The organism is Citrobacter sp. Cu096 (genome assembly GCF_030332285.1).
In the GTDB taxonomy this organism is placed as follows: Bacteria; Pseudomonadota; Gammaproteobacteria; order Enterobacterales; family Enterobacteriaceae; genus Citrobacter; species Citrobacter meridianamericanus.
On record NZ_JAOWID010000030.1, the window covers coordinates 653,837 to 675,426 of the forward strand.

Annotated in this window: 24 protein-coding genes and 1 riboswitch; of the genes, 21 read left to right on the forward strand and 3 right to left on the reverse strand. The window is 54.8% G+C overall.

The features are described 5' to 3' along the window. Positions 1 to 329 precede the first annotated feature (329 nt). Positions 330 to 504, forward strand: a riboswitch (cobalamin riboswitch). Positions 505 to 592: 88 nt separating this feature from the next. From OGX99_RS17375 to ldtA, 21 genes are all read left to right on the forward strand, one after another. After that, a complete protein-coding gene (locus OGX99_RS17375) occupies positions 593 to 1,972 on the forward strand; it encodes a cobyrinic acid a,c-diamide synthase CobB (protein ID WP_210904625.1) in 1,380 nt (459 codons plus the stop codon). Then, complete coding sequence (gene cbiB / locus OGX99_RS17380) at positions 1,969 to 2,928, forward strand: adenosylcobinamide-phosphate synthase CbiB (RefSeq protein WP_151219714.1); 960 nt, start codon at positions 1,969 to 1,971, stop codon at positions 2,926 to 2,928. The genes OGX99_RS17375 and cbiB overlap by 4 nt, the downstream gene beginning before the upstream one ends. Before the next feature lie 10 nt (positions 2,929 to 2,938). After that, positions 2,939 to 3,571 (forward strand): cobalt-precorrin-8 methylmutase, encoded by a 633-nt coding sequence (locus OGX99_RS17385; RefSeq protein ID WP_151219713.1) that lies wholly within the window; start codon positions 2,939 to 2,941, stop codon positions 3,569 to 3,571. Beyond that, positions 3,568 to 4,704, forward strand: coding sequence for a cobalt-precorrin-5B (C(1))-methyltransferase CbiD (cbiD, locus tag OGX99_RS17390; protein ID WP_151224675.1), 1,137 nt, complete (start codon positions 3,568 to 3,570; stop codon positions 4,702 to 4,704). The genes OGX99_RS17385 and cbiD overlap by 4 nt, the downstream gene beginning before the upstream one ends. Continuing rightward, a complete protein-coding gene (locus OGX99_RS17395) occupies positions 4,698 to 5,303 on the forward strand; it encodes a cobalt-precorrin-7 (C(5))-methyltransferase (protein ID WP_210904626.1) in 606 nt (201 codons plus the stop codon). The genes cbiD and OGX99_RS17395 overlap by 7 nt, the downstream gene beginning before the upstream one ends. After that, positions 5,293 to 5,862 carry a decarboxylating cobalt-precorrin-6B (C(15))-methyltransferase gene (locus OGX99_RS17400; RefSeq protein WP_048235107.1) on the forward strand — a complete coding sequence of 190 codons (570 nt, stop codon included), beginning with the start codon at positions 5,293 to 5,295 and terminating at the stop codon, positions 5,860 to 5,862. Before OGX99_RS17395 ends, OGX99_RS17400 begins: the two co-directional genes overlap by 11 nt. Further along, positions 5,855 to 6,628 (forward strand): cobalt-precorrin-4 methyltransferase, encoded by a 774-nt coding sequence (locus OGX99_RS17405; RefSeq protein ID WP_151219709.1) that lies wholly within the window; start codon positions 5,855 to 5,857, stop codon positions 6,626 to 6,628. The genes OGX99_RS17400 and OGX99_RS17405 overlap by 8 nt, the downstream gene beginning before the upstream one ends. After that, on the forward strand, positions 6,609 to 7,664 hold the full coding sequence (gene cbiG / locus OGX99_RS17410; protein ID WP_187252226.1) for a cobalt-precorrin 5A hydrolase: 1,056 nt from the start codon (positions 6,609 to 6,611) through the stop codon (positions 7,662 to 7,664). The genes OGX99_RS17405 and cbiG overlap by 20 nt, the downstream gene beginning before the upstream one ends. After that, positions 7,664 to 8,389: a precorrin-3B C(17)-methyltransferase gene (locus OGX99_RS17415; protein WP_003030278.1), complete on the forward strand. Its 726-nt coding sequence runs from the start codon at positions 7,664 to 7,666 to the stop codon at positions 8,387 to 8,389. Before cbiG ends, OGX99_RS17415 begins: the two co-directional genes overlap by 1 nt. Beyond that, entirely contained in the window at positions 8,386 to 9,171 is a 786-nt protein-coding gene (locus tag OGX99_RS17420) for a cobalt-precorrin-6A reductase (protein WP_151219707.1), read from the forward strand. The genes OGX99_RS17415 and OGX99_RS17420 overlap by 4 nt, the downstream gene beginning before the upstream one ends. 10 nt (positions 9,172 to 9,181) lie before the next feature. Continuing rightward, positions 9,182 to 9,976, forward strand: coding sequence for a sirohydrochlorin cobaltochelatase (gene cbiK / locus OGX99_RS17425; RefSeq protein ID WP_151224673.1), 795 nt, complete (start codon positions 9,182 to 9,184; stop codon positions 9,974 to 9,976). Beyond that, positions 9,973 to 10,686: a cobalt-factor II C(20)-methyltransferase gene (locus tag OGX99_RS17430; RefSeq protein ID WP_252837707.1), complete on the forward strand. Its 714-nt coding sequence runs from the start codon at positions 9,973 to 9,975 to the stop codon at positions 10,684 to 10,686. The genes cbiK and OGX99_RS17430 overlap by 4 nt, the downstream gene beginning before the upstream one ends. After that, positions 10,683 to 11,420 carry a cobalt ECF transporter S component CbiM gene (gene cbiM / locus OGX99_RS17435; protein WP_003834098.1) on the forward strand — a complete coding sequence of 246 codons (738 nt, stop codon included), beginning with the start codon at positions 10,683 to 10,685 and terminating at the stop codon, positions 11,418 to 11,420. The genes OGX99_RS17430 and cbiM overlap by 4 nt, the downstream gene beginning before the upstream one ends. Before the next feature lie 2 nt (positions 11,421 to 11,422). Continuing rightward, positions 11,423 to 11,704, forward strand: coding sequence for an energy-coupling factor ABC transporter substrate-binding protein (locus OGX99_RS17440; protein WP_003030289.1), 282 nt, complete (start codon positions 11,423 to 11,425; stop codon positions 11,702 to 11,704). Next, positions 11,691 to 12,368 (forward strand): energy-coupling factor ABC transporter transmembrane protein, encoded by a 678-nt coding sequence (locus tag OGX99_RS17445; protein ID WP_151219964.1) that lies wholly within the window; start codon positions 11,691 to 11,693, stop codon positions 12,366 to 12,368. The genes OGX99_RS17440 and OGX99_RS17445 overlap by 14 nt, the downstream gene beginning before the upstream one ends. 8 nt (positions 12,369 to 12,376) lie before the next feature. After that, entirely contained in the window at positions 12,377 to 13,192 is an 816-nt protein-coding gene (locus OGX99_RS17450) for an energy-coupling factor ABC transporter ATP-binding protein (RefSeq protein WP_210904628.1), read from the forward strand. After that, positions 13,189 to 14,709 carry a cobyric acid synthase gene (locus tag OGX99_RS17455; RefSeq protein WP_252837705.1) on the forward strand — a complete coding sequence of 507 codons (1,521 nt, stop codon included), beginning with the start codon at positions 13,189 to 13,191 and terminating at the stop codon, positions 14,707 to 14,709. Before OGX99_RS17450 ends, OGX99_RS17455 begins: the two co-directional genes overlap by 4 nt. After that, positions 14,706 to 15,251: a bifunctional adenosylcobinamide kinase/adenosylcobinamide-phosphate guanylyltransferase gene (cobU, locus tag OGX99_RS17460; RefSeq protein ID WP_187252230.1), complete on the forward strand. Its 546-nt coding sequence runs from the start codon at positions 14,706 to 14,708 to the stop codon at positions 15,249 to 15,251. Before OGX99_RS17455 ends, cobU begins: the two co-directional genes overlap by 4 nt. After that, positions 15,248 to 15,991 (forward strand): adenosylcobinamide-GDP ribazoletransferase, encoded by a 744-nt coding sequence (gene cobS / locus OGX99_RS17465; protein WP_210904630.1) that lies wholly within the window; start codon positions 15,248 to 15,250, stop codon positions 15,989 to 15,991. Before cobU ends, cobS begins: the two co-directional genes overlap by 4 nt. Before the next feature lie 24 nt (positions 15,992 to 16,015). Next, the gene (cobT, locus tag OGX99_RS17470; protein WP_151219702.1) at positions 16,016 to 17,080 is read left to right on the forward strand and encodes a nicotinate-nucleotide--dimethylbenzimidazole phosphoribosyltransferase; all 1,065 of its coding nucleotides are present in this window, start codon (positions 16,016 to 16,018) and stop codon (positions 17,078 to 17,080) included. 116 nt (positions 17,081 to 17,196) lie between these two features. Next, on the forward strand, positions 17,197 to 18,126 hold the full coding sequence (ldtA, locus tag OGX99_RS17475; protein WP_151219701.1) for a L,D-transpeptidase: 930 nt from the start codon (positions 17,197 to 17,199) through the stop codon (positions 18,124 to 18,126). A gap of 38 nt (positions 18,127 to 18,164) precedes the next feature. Here ldtA and OGX99_RS17480 read toward each other — a convergent pair whose 3' ends face one another. The 3 genes from OGX99_RS17480 to OGX99_RS17490 are packed head-to-tail and all read right to left on the reverse strand — an operon-like array spanning position 18,165 to position 21,553. Continuing rightward, positions 18,165 to 18,833 (reverse strand): ABC transporter ATP-binding protein, encoded by a 669-nt coding sequence (locus OGX99_RS17480; protein WP_286544412.1) that lies wholly within the window; start codon positions 18,831 to 18,833, stop codon positions 18,165 to 18,167. Positions 18,834 to 18,843: 10 nt separating this feature from the next. Continuing rightward, a complete protein-coding gene (locus tag OGX99_RS17485; RefSeq protein WP_286544415.1) occupies positions 18,844 to 20,532 on the reverse strand; it encodes an ABC transporter permease in 1,689 nt (562 codons plus the stop codon). Continuing rightward, a complete protein-coding gene (locus OGX99_RS17490; protein WP_286544418.1) occupies positions 20,516 to 21,553 on the reverse strand; it encodes an extracellular solute-binding protein in 1,038 nt (345 codons plus the stop codon). The genes OGX99_RS17485 and OGX99_RS17490 overlap by 17 nt, the downstream gene beginning before the upstream one ends. Positions 21,554 to 21,590 lie beyond the last annotated feature (37 nt).

A 21,590-nucleotide genomic window follows, 5' to 3' on the forward strand; every position in this document is an offset into this window, starting at 1 on the left:
CAATATTTTGCTATTGCCGATTTTTGATATGTGGTGCTATGCCAATCATTATAAAATGAAAAATAATGACAGCTGCCAATAAATTGTCATAGCGCAACAAAATAATAGTATTAGAGGGATAAACTGCACCAGTTTTTATTTTTGTGATGAGATACAGTGTCTGTGTGAAGGACTTTCTTTATTCTTTAACGACATTTTCATTCAGAATACGAACTTATGAAGTCAATGGGTTAAGGCCAGAATATTGGCTGAATGAACCCGGAAAGATATTAAATTGAATTATTGTCATGAGGTCGTGAATTTACCTCATAACATAGAGCTTAATTAATCAGGCTCTTGAACTGACAGGTTTGCCACGTTTGTGGCAGGGAAGGGGGTGAGAATCCCCCGCAGCCCCCGCTGCTGTGATGCTGACGACCCCGTATTGACCACTGATCGCAAGATTGGGAAGGGCGGGTGAGGATGACGCTAAGCCAGAAGACCTGCCTGTCAGTGACTACCAACAACTTCGGTGGGAAGTGGGTGGTTCAGATGCATACAGTCGAGAGACTGGGTATCTCTACACCCCTACCACCCTGAACAGGATCAGGGTATGGCGGCCAATTTTCACGCATTTGTTCTTGCAGGTACCGGAAGCGGCTGTGGTAAAACCACGGTGACGCTGGGCTTGTTGAGCTTGTTGAAAAAGCGCGGATTACGCGTCCAGCCTTGCAAAGTCGGTCCTGATTACCTTGATACCGGCTGGCATACCGCGGTGTGCGGTACCGCTTCCCGCAATCTTGATAGCTTCATGCTTCCCGTTCCCACGCTGAACGCATTATTTCGCGAGCAGATGCAACATGCGGATATCGCCGTTATCGAAGGTGTCATGGGACTGTATGACGGCTATGGTACCGACCCAAACTATTGCAGCACTGCCGCGATGGCCAAACAGTTAGGCTGTCCGGTTATCTTATTGGTTGATGGCAAAGCCGTTTCCACCTCGATCGCCGCAACGGTAATGGGCTTTCAGCATTTTGATCCAACCCTGAACATCGCAGGCGTCATTGTTAATCGGGTCAACAGCGAAACACATTACCAACTGCTGAAGGTGGCGATCGAACGTTACTGCGCCGTACCCGTCTTAGGCTACGTTCCCCGTGTGGACGGCATTGCGCTTCCTGAACGTCATCTGGGTTTAGTTACCGCGCGCGAGTCGGTTATCAGCCAGCAACCGTGGCAGGCATTCGCCGCGACGCTGGAGCAAACCCTTGATATCGACGCGTTGTTGGCATTAAGCCAGTTAAACACCCTTCCTGTTGGCGAATGGCCCGCGCTACCGGCAGCAGACGCAGGGGCAGGGCTAACGCTTGCCATCGCCGATGACGAAGCATTCAACTTTTACTATCCGGACAATATTACGCTGCTGGAGCGCACGGGGCTTAAGATTGTCCGTTTTAGCCCCTTGCACGACAACTGCTTACCCGACTGTCAGATGATCTGGCTAGGAGGCGGATATCCTGAGTTACATGCTGCAGCGCTGGCCGGAAATGTCCCGATGCTTGAACAGTTGCGGGCGGCGCACCAACGAGGCGTCGCGATTTACGCGGAGTGTGGGGGACTGATGTATCTCGGTAGTTCACTTGAGGACAGTCAGGGCGAGACCTGGTTGATGGCGGATATTATTCCCGGCCACAGCAAAATGGGTAAACGTTTGACCCGATTTGGTTACTGTGAAGCGCAGGCCGCGCAGCAAACATTATTAACTGCCAAAGGCGAAGTGCTGCGCGGTCATGAATTCCACTACTCCGATTTTACCCCTGAAACGTCAGCAGTGATGAACTGTCGCAAAGTTCGCGATGGCAAAACGCTGCAAGCCTGGTCTGGTGGCTGGCAGTCAGGAAATACCTTCGCCAGCTATCTACACGTTCATTTTGCTCAACGCCCGCAGATGCTTAACCATTGGCTGGCAGCCGCGAGGAGTGCGCTATGACGATCCTCGCGTGGTGTGTTGCCTGGCTACTCGATTTTATCATTGGCGATCCGCAGAACTGGCCGCATCCGGTGCGCTGGATTGGCAATCTGATTTCTGCCGTGCAACGTGTTGTTCGGCGTTACTGCCATAGCGACCGCGCGTTACGCATCGGTGGCGCGCTGATGTGGATTGTAGTGGTTGGACTGACCTGGGCTGTGTCCTGGGGAATACTGGCGCTGGCGCAATCAATTCATCCCTGGTTTGGTTGGGTTGTTGAGGTCTGGATGATTTTCACCGTGCTGGCCGGGCGCTGCCTGGCAAACGCCGCGCAGGATGTAGAACGTCCGCTACGTGCCGGTAACCTGGCCGCCAGTCGGGAAAAGCTGTCATGGATTGTGGGACGTGATACCTCGCAACTACAACCGCCGCAGATTAATCGCGGTGTAGTGGAAACCGTAGCGGAGAATACCGTTGATGGCATTATCGCGCCGCTGTTCTTCCTGCTTCTCGGTGGTGCGCCCCTGGCGATGGCCTATAAAGCGGTAAACACCCTTGACTCCATGGTGGGCTACAAACATGAAAAATACCGAGCCATCGGTATGGTCAGCGCCCGTCTGGATGATATCGCAAATTATATTCCCGCGAGACTGAGCTGGTTGCTGCTGAGCGCTGCAGCATTTTTATGCCGCCAGAACGGCGCACGAGCTTTGCAGATTGGCTGGCGCGATCGCTATAACCACAGCAGCCCAAACTGTGCGTGGTCGGAGGCATCCGTGGCCGGGGCATTAGGCATTCGTCTGGGTGGTCCTAATGACTACTTTGGCGAGCGCGTTGAGAAACCGTGGATCGGTGATGCGCAGCGCGACATTTCGGTAGACGACATTTCCCATACGATTCGATTGATGTGGGTGGCATCGACGCTGGCACTGGCGCTGTTTATTGCGCTGCGGTGGCTGCTGGTCGGTGTGGCCTGAGGACAACACCATGCAATATATCCAGCAACCCCAGGCGATTGAGGCCAAAAGTTTCGACATTATTGGCGAGATTATTCGTGAAACACGCCCGGACTATCAGTTTGCCAGCCCGTTACATGAAGCCATTATCAAGCGGGTCATTCATACAACCGCGGATTTCGACTGGCTGGACATTCTGTGGTTTTCCAGTGATGTGCTGGAACAGTTTTGTGCGGCGCTTAGCCGCTCAAGCGTGATTTATACCGATACCACGATGGCTCTGTCCGGGATTAATAAAACGTTGCTGGCAAAATTTGGCGGTGAATGCCGCTGCTACATCAGCGACCCACGGGTTGTGCGGACGGCCAAAGAGCAGGGCATTACTCGCTCGATGGCGGCCGTCGATATCGCAGTGAAGGAAGAAGGTGAAAAGCTGTTTGTGTTTGGTAACGCGCCGACAGCGTTGTTTCGCCTGCTGGAGCATGATGTCGCCGTCAGTGGTGTGGTTGGCGTACCGGTAGGGTTCGTCGGTGCCGAAGAGTCGAAAGATGCGCTCACCCAAAGCAGTCTGCCCGCCATTGCCGCGTTAGGCCGTAAAGGGGGAAGTAATGTCGCTGCCGCTATCGTCAATGCCATGCTTTATCACATGCAGGGGGCGCGATGAGCGAGGCTTTCGATACGCCGGTGTGGCACAACGGTAAAGCACTGCGTAAAGGATATACCACCGGATCCTGCGCGACGGCGGCGGCAAAAGTGGCGGCGCTGATGGTATTACGCCAACACTTGATCCATCAGGTTTCTATTGTGACGCCTTCCGGGGTGACGCTGTGTCTGAACGTGGAGTCGCCGCATATCGAAGGGCAGCAGGCGATAGCCGCTATTCGCAAAGACGGTGGCGATGATGTGGACGCCACTCACGGCATGCTGATTTTTGCGCGCGTGACGTTAAACGAGAGTAAAGAGATAACCCTTCAAGGCGGGGAAGGCGTTGGTACGGTAACCCGCAAAGGGATCGGCCTGCCGGTGGGCAGTTCAGCGATTAACCGCACACCTCGCCAGACCATTGAGTCAGCGGTGCGTGAGGCGATTGGCCCGAATCGAGGGGCACAGATTGAGATTTTCGCGCCGGAAGGCGAAGAGCGGGCGCAAAAAACCTACAACTCGCGCCTGGGTATTCTGGGTGGCATTTCGATTATCGGCACCACGGGGATCGTCACGCCGATGTCGGAAGAGAGCTGGAAACGTTCGCTGTCGCTGGAGCTGGAAATTAAGCGAGCGGCGGGGCTGGAACGCGTCGTACTGGTACCGGGAAACCATGGCGAACGTTTTGTGCGCGAGCAGATGGGGATTGACACCCAGGTGGTTGTCACCATGAGCAACTTTGTCGGCTACATGATTGAAGAAGCTGTACGTCTGGGGTTCCGGCAAATCGTGCTGGTGGGACATCCGGGCAAGCTTGTCAAAATCGCGGCGGGCATTTTCCATACCCATAGCCATATTGCCGACGCGCGTATGGAAACGCTGGTGGCCCATCTCGCGTTACTTGGCGCGCCGCTGGAACTACTGACGCTGGTCAGCGACTGCGATACCACCGAGGCGGCGATGGAACACATAGAAGCGTATGGTTTTCAGCGCATTTATGACCATCTGGCTAAGCGCATTTGTATGCGCGTCCTGCAAACGTTGCGTTTTACCAAAAATCCCCCGACCTGCGACGCCATCATGTTCTCCTTTGATAACCAGGTGCTGGGTTGTAATCGTCCGATCGCAGAGATTGCTGAGGAGATGCAATGTTAAGCGTTGTGGGGATGGGACCTGCCGGTTTGCATTTGATGACGCCTGCGGCACGCGAAGCGGTTGCAACGGCTGATGTTCTGGTCGGCGGTAAGCGGCATTTGCAGCAGTTCGCGGATTTTACCGGCGAACAGTTTGTTCTCGGTGCCAATATCCCGGAACTGCTGGACTGGATTAATACGCACCGGGCGCAACAGGTTGTGGTGCTGGCGTCTGGCGATCCGCTGTTCTATGGGATCGGAACGCGCATGGTGGCGCATTTTGGTATTGAAAATGTGCGCATTATTCCCGGCATTAGTGCGGTGCAGTATCTGTGTGCGCAGTCCGGTATTGATATGAACGATATGTGGCTGACCAGTAGCCATGGTCGCAGCGTCTGTTTCGATGAACTGGCGCGGCATAACAAGGTGGCGATGGTGACAGATGGGCTGTGCGGCCCGCGTGAAATTGCGCAACAGCTGATAGCGCGAGGCAAGGGACATCGCTGGATGGTGATTGGCGAAAACCTGGCGATGGAAAACGAACGGATCCATTTCCTGCCCGTGAGTGAAGTTAACGCCGACTATGACATGAATGCAGTGGTGATCCTTGATGAAAGATGAGCTGTTTCTGCGTGGAGAGAAAGTGCCGATGACCAAAGAAGCGGTACGCGCACTTGCCCTCTCAAAACTTGAATTACACCGCGCCAGTCACCTGATTGATATTGGTGCCGGAACCGGCAGCGTGTCGATAGAAGCCGCGCTGCAATACCCTGGATTACGCGTGACAGCAATTGAGCGTAACCCGGCAGCGCTCAGGCTGCTGGATGAGAACCGTCAGCATTTTGCCTGCGCAAACATCGATATTTTTCCCGGCGTTGCACCGATGACTATCGCAGAAAAAGCCGATGCCATTTTTATGGGTGGCAGCGGCGGCCATTTGACCGAACTGATTGACTGGTCAATGCGTCAATTGCATCCCGCAGGGCGGCTGGTGATGACGTTTATCCTCCAGGAAAACCTCAACACCGCGCTGGCACATCTGGACCATCTTGGCGTACAGGGCGTGGATTGCCTGCAGCTACAGGTTTCCTCGCTTACCTCGCTTGGCAATGGTCATTATTTCAAACCGAATAACCCCGTATTTGTTATCGCCTGTCAGAAGGAAGGAAACCATGTCTGAGATTTTTGATCCCCGTAGCGTGTGGTTTGTCGGCGCAGGTCCTGGCGATCGCGAGCTGATTACCCTCAAAGGTTACCGGTTGCTACAGCAGGCGCAGGTTGTTATCTACGCTGGATCGCTGATTAACACCGAACTGCTGGAATATTGCCCTGCCGGCGCAGAATGTCACGACAGCGCCGAACTGCATCTGGAGCAGATCCTCGACCTGATGGAGGCCGGCGTGAAAGCAGGGAAGACCGTCGTGCGTCTGCAAACCGGCGATGTTTCGCTATACGGTTCCGTGCGCGAGCAGGGCGAGGAACTGACCAAGCGTGGGATTGACTGGCAGGTGGTGCCTGGCGTCAGCGCATTTCTCGGCGCGGCGGCGGAGTTGGGCGTTGAGTATACCGTACCAGAGGTCTCACAAAGCCTGATCATCACACGTCTGGAAGGGCGCACGCCGGTACCGGAGCGCGAACAGCTGGAGTCATTTGCCAGTCACCAGACGTCAATGGCGATTTATCTGTCCGTCCAGCGTATTCATCGGGTGGCTGAACGCCTTGTTGAAGGCGGTTATCCTGCGACCACGCCCGTGGCGGTGATCTACAAAGCAACCTGGCCGGAAAGCCAGACTGTGCGCGGTACGCTGGCGGATATTGGCGACAAGGTACGCGATGCGGGTATCCGCAAAACGGCCCTCATTCTGGTCGGTAATTTCCTGGGCTCGGAGTATCACTACTCCAAACTCTATGCGGCGGACTTTAGCCATGAATACCGTAAAGCCTGAATCCATTGCGCTTTTTTGCCTGACGCCCGGTGGTGTCGTGCTGGCGAAGCGTCTGGCGGCCATGCTGCCGGTGACCTGTTTTACCAGTGAAAAGCTGCTGGAGGAGGGGTTTATTCCCTTCGAAAACGGCTTTGCCAATACCGCCCGCGAAGCGTTTGCAAATTATTCGGCGCTGATTTTTATCGGCGCGACCGGTATCGCGGTGCGCGTGCTGGCCCCGCTGGTCAACGACAAATTTTGCGATCCGGCGGTGGTGGTCATTGATGAACGTGCCCAGCACGTTATCAGCCTGCTCTCCGGTCACGCCGGGGGCGCGAATGCGCTGGCTCGTTATCTGGCGGGTATGTTGGGCGCTGACCCGGTGATCACCACGGCGACAGATGTCAATGATATGGCGGCACTGGATACGCTGGCATTTCAGTTGAATGCCCGGATGAGCGATTTCCGCTCGGCGGTGAAGATCGTCAATCAGATGCTGGTTAGTAACAAGCGCGTAGGCCTGTGGTGGGATGACGAACTGACGCAGGATGTCAGCCATTGCGATCGACGCGGTTTTATCACGGTATCCGATCTCAACTCGCTTCCTGAACTGGATGCGCTGGTGTGCATCACCTTACGCACTAATTTACCCGACCTGCCGGTTCCTCACTGGAAGCTGGTGCCGCAGCGGGTTGTCGCCGGAATTGGTTGTCGTCGCGATACGCCGTTTCCGCTGCTGGCTGCGCTGCTGGCCAGGCAACTCGAAGCCCAGCAGCTCGATCCGCTGGCGTTAAAAGCAATTGGCAGCATCACGCTGAAAAAAAATGAACAGGGACTTATCCAATTAGCTTCGTGCTGTCGGGTTCCTTTCGAAACCTTTACTGCTGACGCGCTGCGTGAGCATGAACACCGTTTTCCGGCTTCATCGTTTGTGCGCAAAACGGTGGGCACAGGAAGCGTTTCCGGTCCTGCAGCCTGGCTGCTTAGCCACGGACAACTGTTAGGCGAGACCCTGCGAGAACAGGGCGTCACTATCACTTTGGGAGTTTCACACTGATGTTAAGCGTAATTGGAATTGGCCCTGGCTCGCAGGCAATGATGACCATGGAAGCTGTTGAAGCATTGCAGGCAGCGGAAATCATCGTTGGCTATAAAACCTACACCCACCTGGTAAAAGCGTTCACAGGTGACAAGCAGGTGATCAAAACCGGAATGTGCAAAGAGATTGAACGCTGTCAGGCGGCGATCGAACTGGCGCAGGCGGGTCACAATGTGGCGTTGATCAGCAGCGGTGACGCGGGGATTTACGGTATGGCCGGACTGGTACTCGAGCTGGTCAGCAAGCAAAAGCTGGACGTTGAGGTCAGGTTGATACCAGGTATGACCGCCAGTATTGCCGCCGCCTCTTTGCTGGGCGCGCCGTTGATGCACGACTTCTGCCACATCAGCTTAAGCGATCTGTTAACGCCGTGGCCGGTTATCGAAAAACGCATCGTTGCCGCCGGTGAGGCCGATTTTGTTATCTGTTTCTACAACCCACGCAGTCGGGGTCGCGAAGGACATCTGGCGCGCGCATTTGAGCTGTTATCTGCCAGCAAGAGTGCACAAACGCCGGTCGGTATTGTGAAGTCGGCCGGACGTAAAAAGCAGGAAAAATGGCTGACCACGCTGGGTGAAATGGATTTTGAGCCGGTTGATATGACCAGTCTTGTGATCGTGGGCAACAAAACCACCTATGTTCAGGACGGGCTGATGATCACACCCCGAGGTTATGTGCTGTGAATTATGGTGATGTGCTGGTCATGGGCGGCACCAGCGATGCGCGCATGCTGTGCCAGCAACTGGATGCGGCAAACGTGGCCTACACCCTGTCAGTTGCGACCCCGACGGGAAAGCAACTGGCGGGAGACATCAAAGGTCAGGTGCGCTGCGGGCGTCTGGAACGTGAGCAAATGATTGCCTGGCTGCAGGAAAATCGGACGCGCTGGGTGATTGATGCTTCGCATCCTTACGCCGAGGTGGTGAGTCGCAACATCATGAATGCCTGCGAAGCGGCGGGCGTACTGCTGAGCCGCTATCAGCGCCCCGAACAGTTAAGCGGTTTAACCCACTCGCACCTGTATACCGTACAGAGTATTCAGCAAGCCAGCGAGGTCGCGCGGCGTTTCGGTGAACGAGTGCTGCTGACGACCGGCAGTAAAGATCTGGCGATCTGGCGCAAAGAGTTGCCAGAGAAAACGCTGCTGGCGCGCGTCTTGCCTGTACCTGAGGTCATTCAGCAATGCGCGGACCTGGGATTTGGCGTCGGTGAGATCTTTGCTCTGTGTGGGCCGTTTAGCGCCGAGTTCAACGCTGCGTTTTATCAACATTGTCAGGCTGATGTGGTGATTACTAAGGCATCAGGCGCGGAAGGGGGGTATCAGGAAAAAGTGCAACCCTGTCTGGATGCCGGTATCCCCTGCATCGTGATTACACGTCCGGCACCGTTGGTGACGGGAGAAGAGTTACTGGAAAGTCAGGCCGCCTTTGCGGCGCGTTTAACGCGCTGGCTGGCCGCTGCTTAAGGAGTTAGAGATGAAAAAGGCGCTTCTGGTGGTCAGCTTTGGCACCAGCTATCACGACACCTGTGAGAAAAATATTGTGGCCTGTGAGCGCGATCTCGCAGCCAGTTGCCCTGACCGTGACCTGTTCCGGGCGTTTACCTCAGGGATGATAATCCGCAAGCTCAAACAGCGTGACGGCATTGAAATCGACACACCGCTGCAGGCGCTGCAAAAGCTGGCGGAGCAGGGGTATCAGGATGTCGCGATTCAGTCGCTGCACATCATCAACGGCGACGAATACGAAAAAATTGTCCGCGAAGTACAAAGTATGCGCTCGCTGTTTTCTCGCCTGACGCTGGGTGTACCGCTTTTGAGCAGCGTTGAAGATTACGCACAGTTGATGCTGGCGTTGCAACAGCAGATGCCGGCGCTGGGTGAAAAAGAAAAAGTAGTGTTTATGGGACACGGGGCAAGCCATCACGCTTTTGCTGCCTATGCCTGTCTTGACCACATGATGACGGCGCAGCGCTTCCCGGCGCGAGTCGGGGCGGTGGAAAGCTACCCGGAAGTAGATGTGCTGATTGAAAGTTTATCTCAGGAAGGCGTCACGGCGGTACATCTGATGCCGCTGATGTTAGTCGCCGGTGACCATGCGATTAACGATATGGCCTCCGACGAAGACGATTCGTGGAAAACGTTGTTCAACGCAGCAGGGATACCGGCTACGCCGTGGCTCAGCGGACTGGGGGAAAACCCGGCGGTTCGCGCGATGTTTGTGGCGCATTTACAGCAGGCGCTTAATGTGGCGCTGGAGGAAGCAGCATGAGCGGAAAACTGTACGCATTAAGCACCGGACCTGGCGCTTCCGATCTGATCACCGTACGTGCTGCATGCACGCTGGGCATGCTGGATATTCTCTATGCGCCCGCCGGACGCAAAGGCGGCGATAGCCTGGCGCTGTCGATTGTACGGGAGTATATCGGCGAGCAGACCGAGGTTCGCTGCTGCCATTTTCCCATGAGTGCCGACAGCGCGGAAAAAGAGGCCGTCTGGGATGAGGTGGCAAGCGCGCTGGTTCAGGAAGTTGAAGCCGGGAAGAGGGTAGGCTTTATTACGCTCGGTGACGCCATGCTGTTCAGCACCTGGGTCTTTTTACTGCAGCGCATTGGTTCGCCTGACTGGTTAGAAATTGTCCCGGGCGTGACCTCTTTCGCTGCGATTGCCGCGCGTGCGAAAACTCCGCTCGCCATGGAGCAACAATCGCTGGCAGTGGTCTCCTGTACCGCGCCGGAAGCTGAAATTCAGCAGGCGTTAAAGCAGCATGACAGCCTGGTGCTGATGAAAGTTTACGGTCGCTTTGCGCGCATCAAAGCGTTGCTGCAGCAAGAGGGGTTGTTGGACTACGCGCTGATGATGTCTGAAGCCACGCTGCCGGGCGAGCAGTGCTGGCGCCATCTCGACGAGGTGAGCGACGCTCAGCCGCTGCCTTATTTCTCGACCATTCTGGTCAACAAACAGTGGGAGTATGCACAATGAAGCTTGAACAACAGCTAAAACAGCTGTCTTTCAGCGGGTTGGCTGCGGCGCTATTACTGATGATTGTTCCTGAGCAAGCGTTCGCGATGCACATTATGGAAGGTTTCCTGCCGCCGATGTGGGCGCTGGCATGGTGGCTGCTGTTTTTACCCTGCCTGTGGTACGGGCTGGTGCGCCTGCGCCAAATCGTGCAGGAAGATAACCACCAGAAAGTTTTACTGGCACTGTGCGGCGCCTTTATTTTTGTGCTGTCGGCGCTGAAAATTCCTTCCGTTACCGGAAGTTGTTCACACCCTACCGGCGTAGGCCTGGCGGTTATTCTGTTCGGGCCAGGTGTAGTAGCTATCCTCGGGGCGATCGTTTTGCTGTTCCAGGCACTGCTGCTGGCGCACGGTGGTTTGACGACGCTCGGCGCTAACGGCATGTCGATGGCGGTGATTGGCCCGGTAGTGGGTTACATGGTGTGGAAAATGGCCTGCCGTGCGGGGCTGCGTCGTGATGTTTGCGTCTTCTTGTGCGCGATGTTGGCGGATCTTGTCACCTATTTCGTCACCTCAGTGCAACTGGGCGTGGCGTTCCCGGACCCGTCTGCTGGCGCTACCGGTTCAATCATTAAATTCATGGGGATTTTCTGTCTGACACAAATCCCCATCGCGATTGCGGAAGGGTTACTCACCGTGCTGATTTACGATCAGCTAACCAAACGCCAGTTAATAACCGCACAAGGACATTAACGATGAAAAAGACGCTGATTATATTGGGCATGGTAGTGGCGCTGGTGATCCTGCCGTTCTTTATCAACCACGGTGGAGAATACGGCGGTTCAGACGGTGAAGCAGAGAGTCAGATTCAGGCTATTGCCCCGCATTATGAGCCATGGTTCCAGCCGTTGTATGAACCGGCAAGCGGTGAGATTGAAAGCCTGTTGTTTACGCTCCAGGGATCGCTGGGTGCAGCCGTAATTTTCTACATACTGGGTTACACCAAAGGCAGGCAACGTCGTGATGACCGGGCTTGACAGGCTTAGCTATCAAAGCCGCTGGTTTCATGTCTCACCGGTACGGAAATTTCTGCTCTGGCTAATGATGATGATTCTGGCGTTTACTCTGCCCCCGTTGGGGCAGGGTATCGAGCTGTTACTGATTGCCGCGCTGAGCTGCTGGCTGCTACGCATTTCGTTCTGGCGCTGGTGCCGCTGGATGGCATTACCGTTTGGTTTTCTGACGATAGGGGTAGTGACCATCCTGTTTAGTTTTAGTCGCGATCCGCAGACTCTGCTAGCCAGCATTCCCGTTGGCAGCTACTGGTTGGGCGTTAGTGCCTCAGGACTTTTCACCGCCAATGAAACCTTCTGGCGCAGCCTGGCTGCGTTGGCGGCAACGCTCTGGCTGGTGCTGAATCTACCGTTTCCGCAGCTGATTATTTTACTCAAACGCGCGCACGTTCCTCGCCTGCTTACTGAGCAGATCCTGTTAACCTGGCGCTTTATTTTTATCCTGTTAGACGAGGCGCTGGCTATTCATCGCGCACAAACGCTGCGTTTTGGGTATCGTAGCTTGCCGTTGGGCTATCGCTCGCTGGCGATGCTGGTGGGACTGCTGTTTACCCGCGTGTTGATCCGCTACCAGCAAATGACTACCACACTGGATATCAAACTTTATCAGGGTGATTTTCACCTGTAAGGAAAAGTATGCTTGCCACCTCAGCGCTTTGGTTTCGCTATCAGGATGACCCGATCCTCAAGGGGCTAACGCTGGACTTTTCTACGCATGCCGTTACGGGGTTGGTTGGTGCCAATGGCTGCGGAAAATCCACGCTATTTATGAATCTGAGTGGCTTACTGCGCCCGCAGCAAGGGGCAGTGATGTGGCAAGGCAAACCGTTGGATTACAGCAAGCGTGGCCTACTGGCACTGCGTCAGCAGGTGGCTACTGTATTTCAGGATCCCGATCAGCAAATCTTTTACACCGATATCGACAGTGACATTGCTTTCAGCCTGCGCAACCTTGGCGTGGATGAAGCTGAAATCGCCCGCCGGGTGGAAGATGCGCTGACGCTGGTCGATGCTCAGCATTTTCGCCATCAACCGATTCAGTGTTTAAGTCACGGGCAAAAAAAACGTGTGGCAATTGCCGGGGCGTTGGTGTTGCAGGCGCAATACCTGTTGCTGGATGAGCCTACAGCAGGGCTTGACCCATCAGGCCGTACGCAGATGATTGAGATAATCAAACGCATCGTAGCGCAAGGCAACCACGTGGTTATCTCCAGCCATGATATCGATCTTATCTATGAAGTCAGTGATGCAGTTTACGTTTTACGCCGGGGCGAGGTGCTAACACACGGCACGCCGGGGGACGTTTTCGCCCGTACGGAACTGATTGAACAAGCGGGATTAACTCAGCCCTGGCTGGTGAAGCTGCATACAGAGCTGGGCTTCCCGCTGTGTAAAACAGAGGCTGAATTTTTTAGTTGTATGCGAGAGAACGCACTGAAGGAGGCGTCATGACGCAGGCGATAATGTTGCAGGGAACGGCATCTGATGTGGGTAAAAGCGTGTTGGTCGCCGGGCTGTGTCGAATTTTTTATCAGGATGGACTGCGTACTGCGCCGTTCAAATCGCAAAACATGGCGCTGAACTCTGGCATTACGCCAGAAGGCAAAGAGATGGGGCGCGCACAAATTTTTCAGGCCGAAGCTGCAGGGATTACGCCAGATGTGCGTATGAATCCGGTGCTGCTTAAACCAACCAGCGACCGTAAAGCGCAGGTTGTGCTGATGGGCAAAGTCGCGACCGACATGGATGCGGTAAGCTACCACGAGTATAAACCGCGTCTGCGGGATCAAATCCTGTCAGTTTATAACAGTCTGGCGCAAGAGTTCGATGTGCTGGTGCTGGAGGGGGCGGGAAGCCCGGCAGAGATTAACCTGCGCGATCGCGATATCGTCAATATGGGTATGGCTGAAATGGCGCGATGTCCTGTTATTTTGGTGGCGGATATCGACCGTGGCGGGGTGTTTGCCTCCATTTACGGCACACTGGCGCTATTGCACGATCATGAACGCGCCAGGGTCAAAGGGGTGATCATCAATAAATTTCGCGGTGATGTGGCGTTGCTGTATTCCGGTATTGAGCAAATTGAAGCGCTGACCGGAGTGCCGGTTCTGGGCGTCATGCCATGGCTGGATGTGGATCTGGAAGATGAAGATGGCGTAGCGCTGCAAAAGGGTAAATATTTGCGCACTGATAAGCGCGACATCGACATCGCCGTTGTGCAAATACCGCACATTTCGAATTTTACTGATTTCAATGCGCTTGCCGCACAGCCGGATGTACGTGTGCGCTATGTGCGTCAGCCTGAAGAACTGGCGGGGGCCGATCTGGTGATTCTGCCGGGCAGTAAAAATACGCTGGGCGATCTGGTGTGGCTGCGTGAGAGCGGGATGGCGCACGGTGTCGTGCAATTGCATAGTAACAACGTGCCGGTGGTGGGGATTTGCGGTGGCTATCAAATGCTCGGCGATACGATCATCGATGAAGTGGAGTCAGGACTCGGCACGCTGCCGGGGCTGGGCTTACTCAATACTGTAACGCATTTTGCCCAGCACAAAACTACCACTTTGGTTGAGGGAAAAATGTCCTCCTCGCTGCCTGACTGGCTGGCGGGCGCGGCGGGGTTATCCGTTCGTGGTTATGAAATTCACATGGGCGAAACGACCTTAACTGAAGAATGCCGGGCGGTGATGACGCTGTGCAAGGACGGTGGCAACGTGGCTGACGGCGCGGTTACGCCGGATGGCCTGACGTTTGGTACTTATCTTCACGGTCTGTTTGACAGCGATGAATTTACCCGGGCGCTGGTTAATGGCCTGCGCGTACGTAAAGGGTTAGCACCGCTGGATTCCACCTTCCATTACGCGCAATATAAATCGCAGCAGTTTGATCTGCTGGCGGATGCGATGCGGCAACACATCGATATTGAGAAAATTTATACCATCATGCAGCAACACCGGGAGCCAGTATGATGATTCTGGTTACCGGCGGCGCGCGAAGCGGTAAAAGTCGACATGCGGAAGCGCTGATCGCGGATTCTCCAAACGTTTTGTATATCGCGACTTCGCAGATCTTTGATGAGGAGATGGCGGCACGAATTCAGCATCATCGCGATGGACGCCCTGCGCACTGGCGTACAGCCGAATGCTGGCAACATCTCGATGAACTGATAACGGCTGCAAACGATCCGCAAGAAGCCATTCTGCTGGAGTGCATCACCACGATGGTGACCAACCTGCTGTTTGCGCTGGGCGGTGACAGCAATCCGGATAACTGGGATTACGCGGCGATGGAACAGTCGATCGAGGATGAGATCCGTTCGCTGATTGCCGCCTGTCAGCGATGCCCGGCAAAGGTTGTGCTGGTCACGAATGAGGTAGGAATGGGGATTGTTCCGGAGAACCGTCTGGCACGGCATTTTCGCGATATTGCAGGACGTGTGAATCAGCGACTGGCAGCAGCAGCCGATGAGGTCTGGCTGGTGGTATCAGGAATTGGAGTCAAAATTAAATGAGTAAGTTGTTCTGGGCAATGCTCTCTTTTATCAGTCGCTTGCCCGTTCCTGCTCGCTGGTCGCAAGGACTGGATTTCGAGCACTATTCACGTGGCATTGTGATGTTTCCGCTGATTGGCGTGGTGCTGGGCGGGATAACGGGACTGGTCTTTATGGCGCTGCAGGCCTGGTGCGGTATCCCCCTGGCGGCGCTGTTTGCAGTGTTGACCCTCGCGCTGCTGACCGGTGGTTTTCATCTCGATGGTCTGGCGGATACCTGTGACGGTATTTTCTCTGCCCGTCGACGCGAACGGATGCTGGAAATCATGCGCGACAGCCGCCTGGGAACCCACGGCGGACTGGCGTTGATTTTCGTGTTGTTGGCGAAAGTGCTGGTGGTGAGCGAACTGGCTTTGCGTGGCACACCGATGCTGGCGGCGCTTGCTGCGGCTTGTGTTGCCGGGCGGGGTACCGCTGTTTTGCTGATGTATCGACATCGTTACGCTCGCGAAGAAGGGCTGGGCAATGTCTTTATCGGCAAAGTCTCCGGGCGTCAAACCTGCGTTACGTTGGGATTTGCGGCAGTCCTTGCCGCCGTACTGCTTCCCGGTATGCACGGCGTAGCAGCACTGGTTGTCACGATAGTGGCGATTTTCATTCTTGGGCAGTTATTAAAACGCACGTTGGGTGGGCAAACCGGCGATACGCTGGGCGCAGCCATTGAACTTGGCGAGTTGATTTTCCTGCTGGCTCTGCTCTGAGTCAGCCAACATACTGGAACCCCTATGCAGACTTTAACCTCTTTACTCCACACCATACCTTCACCTGATAGTGCCGCGATGCTGCGTGCACAGCAGCATATCGATGGCTTGCTTAAGCCACCGGGAAGTCTTGGTCGGCTCGAGTCACTCGCTGTGCAATTGGCCGGAATGCCCGGCCTGAAGGGCGTTCCGCATGTGAATGGCAAAGCGATGCTGGTGATGTGCGCCGATCACGGCGTGTGGGATGAAGGGGTTGCCGTTTCGCCTAAAATCGTCACGGCTATTCAGGCTGCTAATATGACGCGTGGGACGACCGGCGTTTGCGTGCTGGCTGCTCAGGCGGGGGCAAAGGTACATGTGATTGATGTCGGTATTGATGCTGAACCTATTCCTGGCGTAGTAAATATGCGCGTGGCGCGCGGCTGCGGCAATATTGCCCAGGGCCCGGCAATGAGCCGTTCACAGGCCGAGGAGCTACTGCTGGAAGTTATCCGTTATACTCATGGACTGGCCAGGGACGGCGTAACGCTGTTTGGGGTCGGTGAACTTGGTATGGCCAACACGACACCCGCGGCGGCAATCGTCAGCGTGCTGACTGGAAGCGATGCCGAGAATGTGGTCGGTATCGGCGCTAACCTGCCGCTTTCAAGAGTAGGCAATAAAGTAGACGTTGTGCGGCGAGCCATTGCCGTCAATCAACCGGATCGCAATGACGGTATTGATGTACTGGCTAAAGTTGGTGGGTTTGATCTTGTCGGCATGGCGGGTGTGATGTTGGGGGCAGCCTCCTGTGGCCTTCCAGTTGTGCTGGATGGTTTTCTCTCTTACTCTGCTGCGCTGGCAGCCTGCCAGATTGCGCCGCAGATTAAACCCTATCTGATACCGTCACATTTCTCCGCTGAGAAGGGCGCCCGCACCGCGCTGGCGCATCTTGAACTGGATCCGTATCTCAATATGGGGATGCGTTTGGGGGAAGGCAGCGGGGCCGCTCTGGCGATGCCAATTATTGAAGCCGCCTGTGCCATGTACAGTAACATGGGGCAGCTAGCCGCCAGCAACATTGTGCTTCCGGATGGGAAGGAAGCATAGCCAGCTGTAACCCCGTTTGAGTGCGGGGTTTTCATCAGCCAACTCGATGTAACTCCCTAAAACAGATAAAAAAGCTATACTTAACGGATATCGGCTGCGACGAAGGAAAGGAAAAAATGCGTCGGGTAAAACTGATTTTTGCGCTTTTTGCACTGCTTGTGAGTCAGGGATCACAAGCAGTGAGTTATCCGCTGCCGCCAGAAGGCAGTCGCCTGGTGGGCACCCCTCTGACAATCACTATTCCAGATGGCAATACTCAACCGCTGGAAGCCTTTGCCGCGCAGTACGGGCAGGGGTTGAGTAACATGCTTGAAGCCAATCCCGGCGTGGATGTTTTTCTGCCTAAGTCTGGTTCAACGTTGGTTGTGCCACAGCAATTGATATTACCCGATACCGTACGCGAGGGGATTGTCATCAATGTCGCAGAAATGCGTCTTTACTATTATCCCGCTGGCGGCAATACGGTTGAAGTTTTGCCCATCGGTATTGGTCAGGCGGGCAGAGAAACGCCGCGCAATTGGGTGACGGCGGTAGAACGTAAGCAGGAAGCGCCGAGCTGGACGCCGACGCCTAATACCCGACGTGAATACGCGGCTCGCGGGGAAAGTTTGCCGGCATTTGTTCCTGCAGGGCCAGATAACCCGATGGGGTTGTATGCGATTTATATCGGCAGGCTTTATGCCATTCATGGCACAAATGCGAATTTCGGTATTGGTCTGCGGGTAAGCCAGGGTTGCATCCGTTTGCGTAACGACGACATTAAATATCTGTTTGATACCGTACCGGTAGGGACGCGTGTGCAACTGATAGACCGACCGGTGAAATACAGCGTAGAGCCGGACGGGAGTCGCTGGGTGGAAGTGCACGAACCCTTGTCAAGAAACCGTTCGGAATACGAGTCTGACAGAAAGGTTCCCTTGCCGGTCACTCCCGCGCTGCGCACTTTCATTAGCGGGAATGACGTGGATGTGAGTCGCGGCAATCAGGCGCTGGAGAGACGCTCCGGTATGCCGGTGAACATCAGCCTGGTACAGAAACATTATTAATTTTCAGGGCGACCCTGGTGACCTTCAGGTCGGATGGGTCACTTTTTTATTTGATACTGCCCCATTTTTACCACGCCAATATGGTCTGCCATCAGCTGCGCTTCGTGTTCGCTGTGGGTAACCAGCAGTGCCGTTTGCCCGGCCGCGCGCAAAATATCCCGCACCTCGTTGCCAAGACGCTCACGTGTACGCTTATCAAGGCTGGAAAAAGGTTCGTCGAGCAACAGGATTTCTGGATGCGGGGCCAGCGCCCGTGCCAGCGCGATACGCTGCTGCTGACCGCCGGAAAGTTCATGCGGATACCGGCTGGCATGGCTGTGTAGTTCCACCATTTTTAACAGCTCCTCCACACGGAACTTTTGCTCTTCACGCGGCATGCGTCGCAACCCAAAGGCCACATTTTGCTGCGCCGTCAAATGGGGGAATAAGGCGTATTCCTGAAAGACCATGCCGACATGCCGTTTTTCCGGTGGCAGATGAACACCGTGGCCAGCCACGCGGCGCTGCGACACAAAAATCTCTCCGCTGCGTAGTCGTTCAAATCCGGCAACTGCGCGTAACACCGTGGTTTTTCCGCAGCCTGAAGCGCCCAGCAGACAGGCGATTTCCCCTTTACGTACCGACATTGAAAATCCGTGCAGCACCGATTGCTGGCTGTTGCCGTAGGCAACATGCACATCCCGGAGTTGTAATGCAATTTCTGACATTGTTGATCTCTTAACCACGGCGAGTCATCTGGTGACGCACCAACAAAATAACCGGTAGCGTGCCTGCTAAAACAATCATTAGCGCGGCGATAGCACCTTCTTCATAGGTTCCACGCGCAGCTTCTGCATACAGCAACGTTGCCAGCGTTTCGAAATTTACTGGTCGTAAAAGCAGCGTTGTGGGCAGCTCTTTCATGGCATCGGCAAAAACCAGCAGGGCGCTACTCACTAACGCCGGGCGCAGCAATGGAAAATGAACCCGTGCAAATGTCCCTATACCATTCTCACCCAACAGTCGCGAAGCCTGTTCCAGGGATGGCGGAATACGTCCCAGGCCGGAGTCCAGAGCGCCGATGGCAATCGCTTGAAAACGCATGGCACAGCAAATTACCAGCAGGATCCCGGCAGACATCAGCGGCAGGCCGCGAACATCCAGTAAATCTGCTAACCAACGGTCGACGGCCATGGCGGGGGTTAAAAACCCAATCGCCAGAATTGTACCGGGAACCGCATAGCCTAAAGAGGCCAGACGCATCACGCCGCGACGAAATCCTGGCATGGTGTTGTCTGCGGCGCTATGACGCGCGCTCCAGGCCACTAACATACTGACGCAAACCACCACCAGCGTGGTTCCCGCTGCCAGTGATAACGTATTTTGTAATGCAGACAGTAACGAGGAGGAGACAGGGTTCTCGTCGCCTATGCGTTTAGCGCTTTCCCAGATTAAAAACAGGACCGGGGCCAAAAAGCCCAGCACAACCGGCAGCGAAATAACGATACCAAGTAGCCAGCCCCGCCAGCCCTGCACGCGAGTGGGTTGAATTTCCCGCAGGCTCCTGCTGCTGAATCCCTGCTTTCTACGGCCGTAAAATTCCAGCGTCAGAATCAAGAATATAAACATCAGCATCATACAGGCGATTTGTGCAGCGGCTGATAAATCTGAGCGAGAGATCCACGTGGTGTACACGGTAACGGTCAACGTTTGAACTCCGAGGAATTCCGATGCGCCGATATCGTTAAGCGTTTCCAGCAGCGCCAGACTGATCCCAACGGCCAGTGCCGGACGTGCCATGGGAAGAACAACGCGAAAAAAGGTTCCGGTAGCGCTACATCCCAACGTACGTGCGGCTTCCAGTAAATGGGCCGGCTGGCTGATAAACATGGCACGGGTTGTCAGATAGACGTAAGGATAAAGTACTAAGCCGAGCAGAAGGATTGCGCCAAAAAGGGATCGTAAATCGGGCAAGCGAAACTGTCTCGGGCTGTCAAAGCCCAATAAGAAACGAATAAAGGTTTGCAGAGGGCCAATTGGGTGCAGCAGATCGAGCCAGGCAAAGGCAACGATGTAGGTCGGCATCGCCAGCGGCAACAGCAGCGCCCAACTGAGAATTTTGCGCCCAGGAAAATCCCATGCCGTTACCGCCCATGCGCTGCCTACGCCAATGACGCCGACCATTACCGCAACACCTGCCAGCAACAGCACGGTGTTTTTTAGCGCTGAAGGCAGTACATATGTCATGAGATTATCCCAGTGGGATAAATCGGCCTGAGTGGCTTGCCAGATCAGTGCAACGATGGGGGTCAGGACGCCAAGTGCTATGCACAGCGCGCCAAGATGCAGTGGCGTTAATAATGACTGCGGCCCGGAAACCAGGCCGCGTAACGTCAGAACCTGCAGAGGTTTATTGATCGAATCCAACTTTATCTACCAGCAGACTAGCCTGTTTACGATACTTCACGATTTCGATTAGCGGCGTTTTATCAACGTCGATTTCACCAATTGTGGCGCTGATAACCGGGTCAAGCGTCACGCCTTTCAGTACCGGATATTCAAAATTCGCTTTCGCATATTGTTGTTGAGCTGGTGCGGAAACCAGGTACTCCAAGAGTTTAACCGCATCGGCTTTATTTGGCGCATAGCGGGCTACGGCAGCGCCGCTGATGTTAACGTGCGTTCCGCCATTTTCAAAGGTAGGTTTTACAACTTTAATGGCATCGCCCCACTGACGAGCATCGCTGCCTTCTTTGGCGTTTTTCATATGGCCGACGTAATAGGAGTTAGCCAGACCAATATCACATATTCCACCGAGGATATCGCGAGCAACGTCACGGTCGCCGCCGGTCGCTTTACGTGCCAGATTGGCCTTCACGCCGCGCAGCCATTCTTCCGTTTTGGCTTCACCGTGATGGGCAATCATCGCGGCGATCAGCGCCGTATTGTACGGATGCTGACCGGAACGAATACAAACCTTACCTTTGTACTCGGGGCTGGCGAGCTGTTCGTAGTGCCAGTTATCGATTGGCAGCGACTTCTCGGCATACAGAACGCGGGCGCGCATAGAAAGCGCAAACCACTGATTATCCGCACCGCGCAGGTTGGCAGGTATGGCGGTTTTTAGCGCTTCGGATTCTACCGGTTGGGTAACACCCGCTTCCACTAAGTCAATGAGATTACCGGCATCGACGGTCATCAGCAGGTCGGCAGGGGAGTTTTTGCCTTCAGCTTTAACACGCTCAAGCATACCGTCCTTGATGTAGACCGTACTCACTTTGATACCGCTGGTGTTAGTCCAGCTATCAAGTAAAGGTTGGATCAGGCCCGGTTCGCGGGTGGTGTATAGCGTTAATGTTTCCTGAGCGAAAGCCGGCAGGCTAACAGAGAAAATCAGGGCAGAGGCAAGCGTGATTCGGCGCAGTCCGGTGCGAGGTAGAGCATTCATCGTTTTTATCCCAGAGTAATTGGAACATACAGTGAAC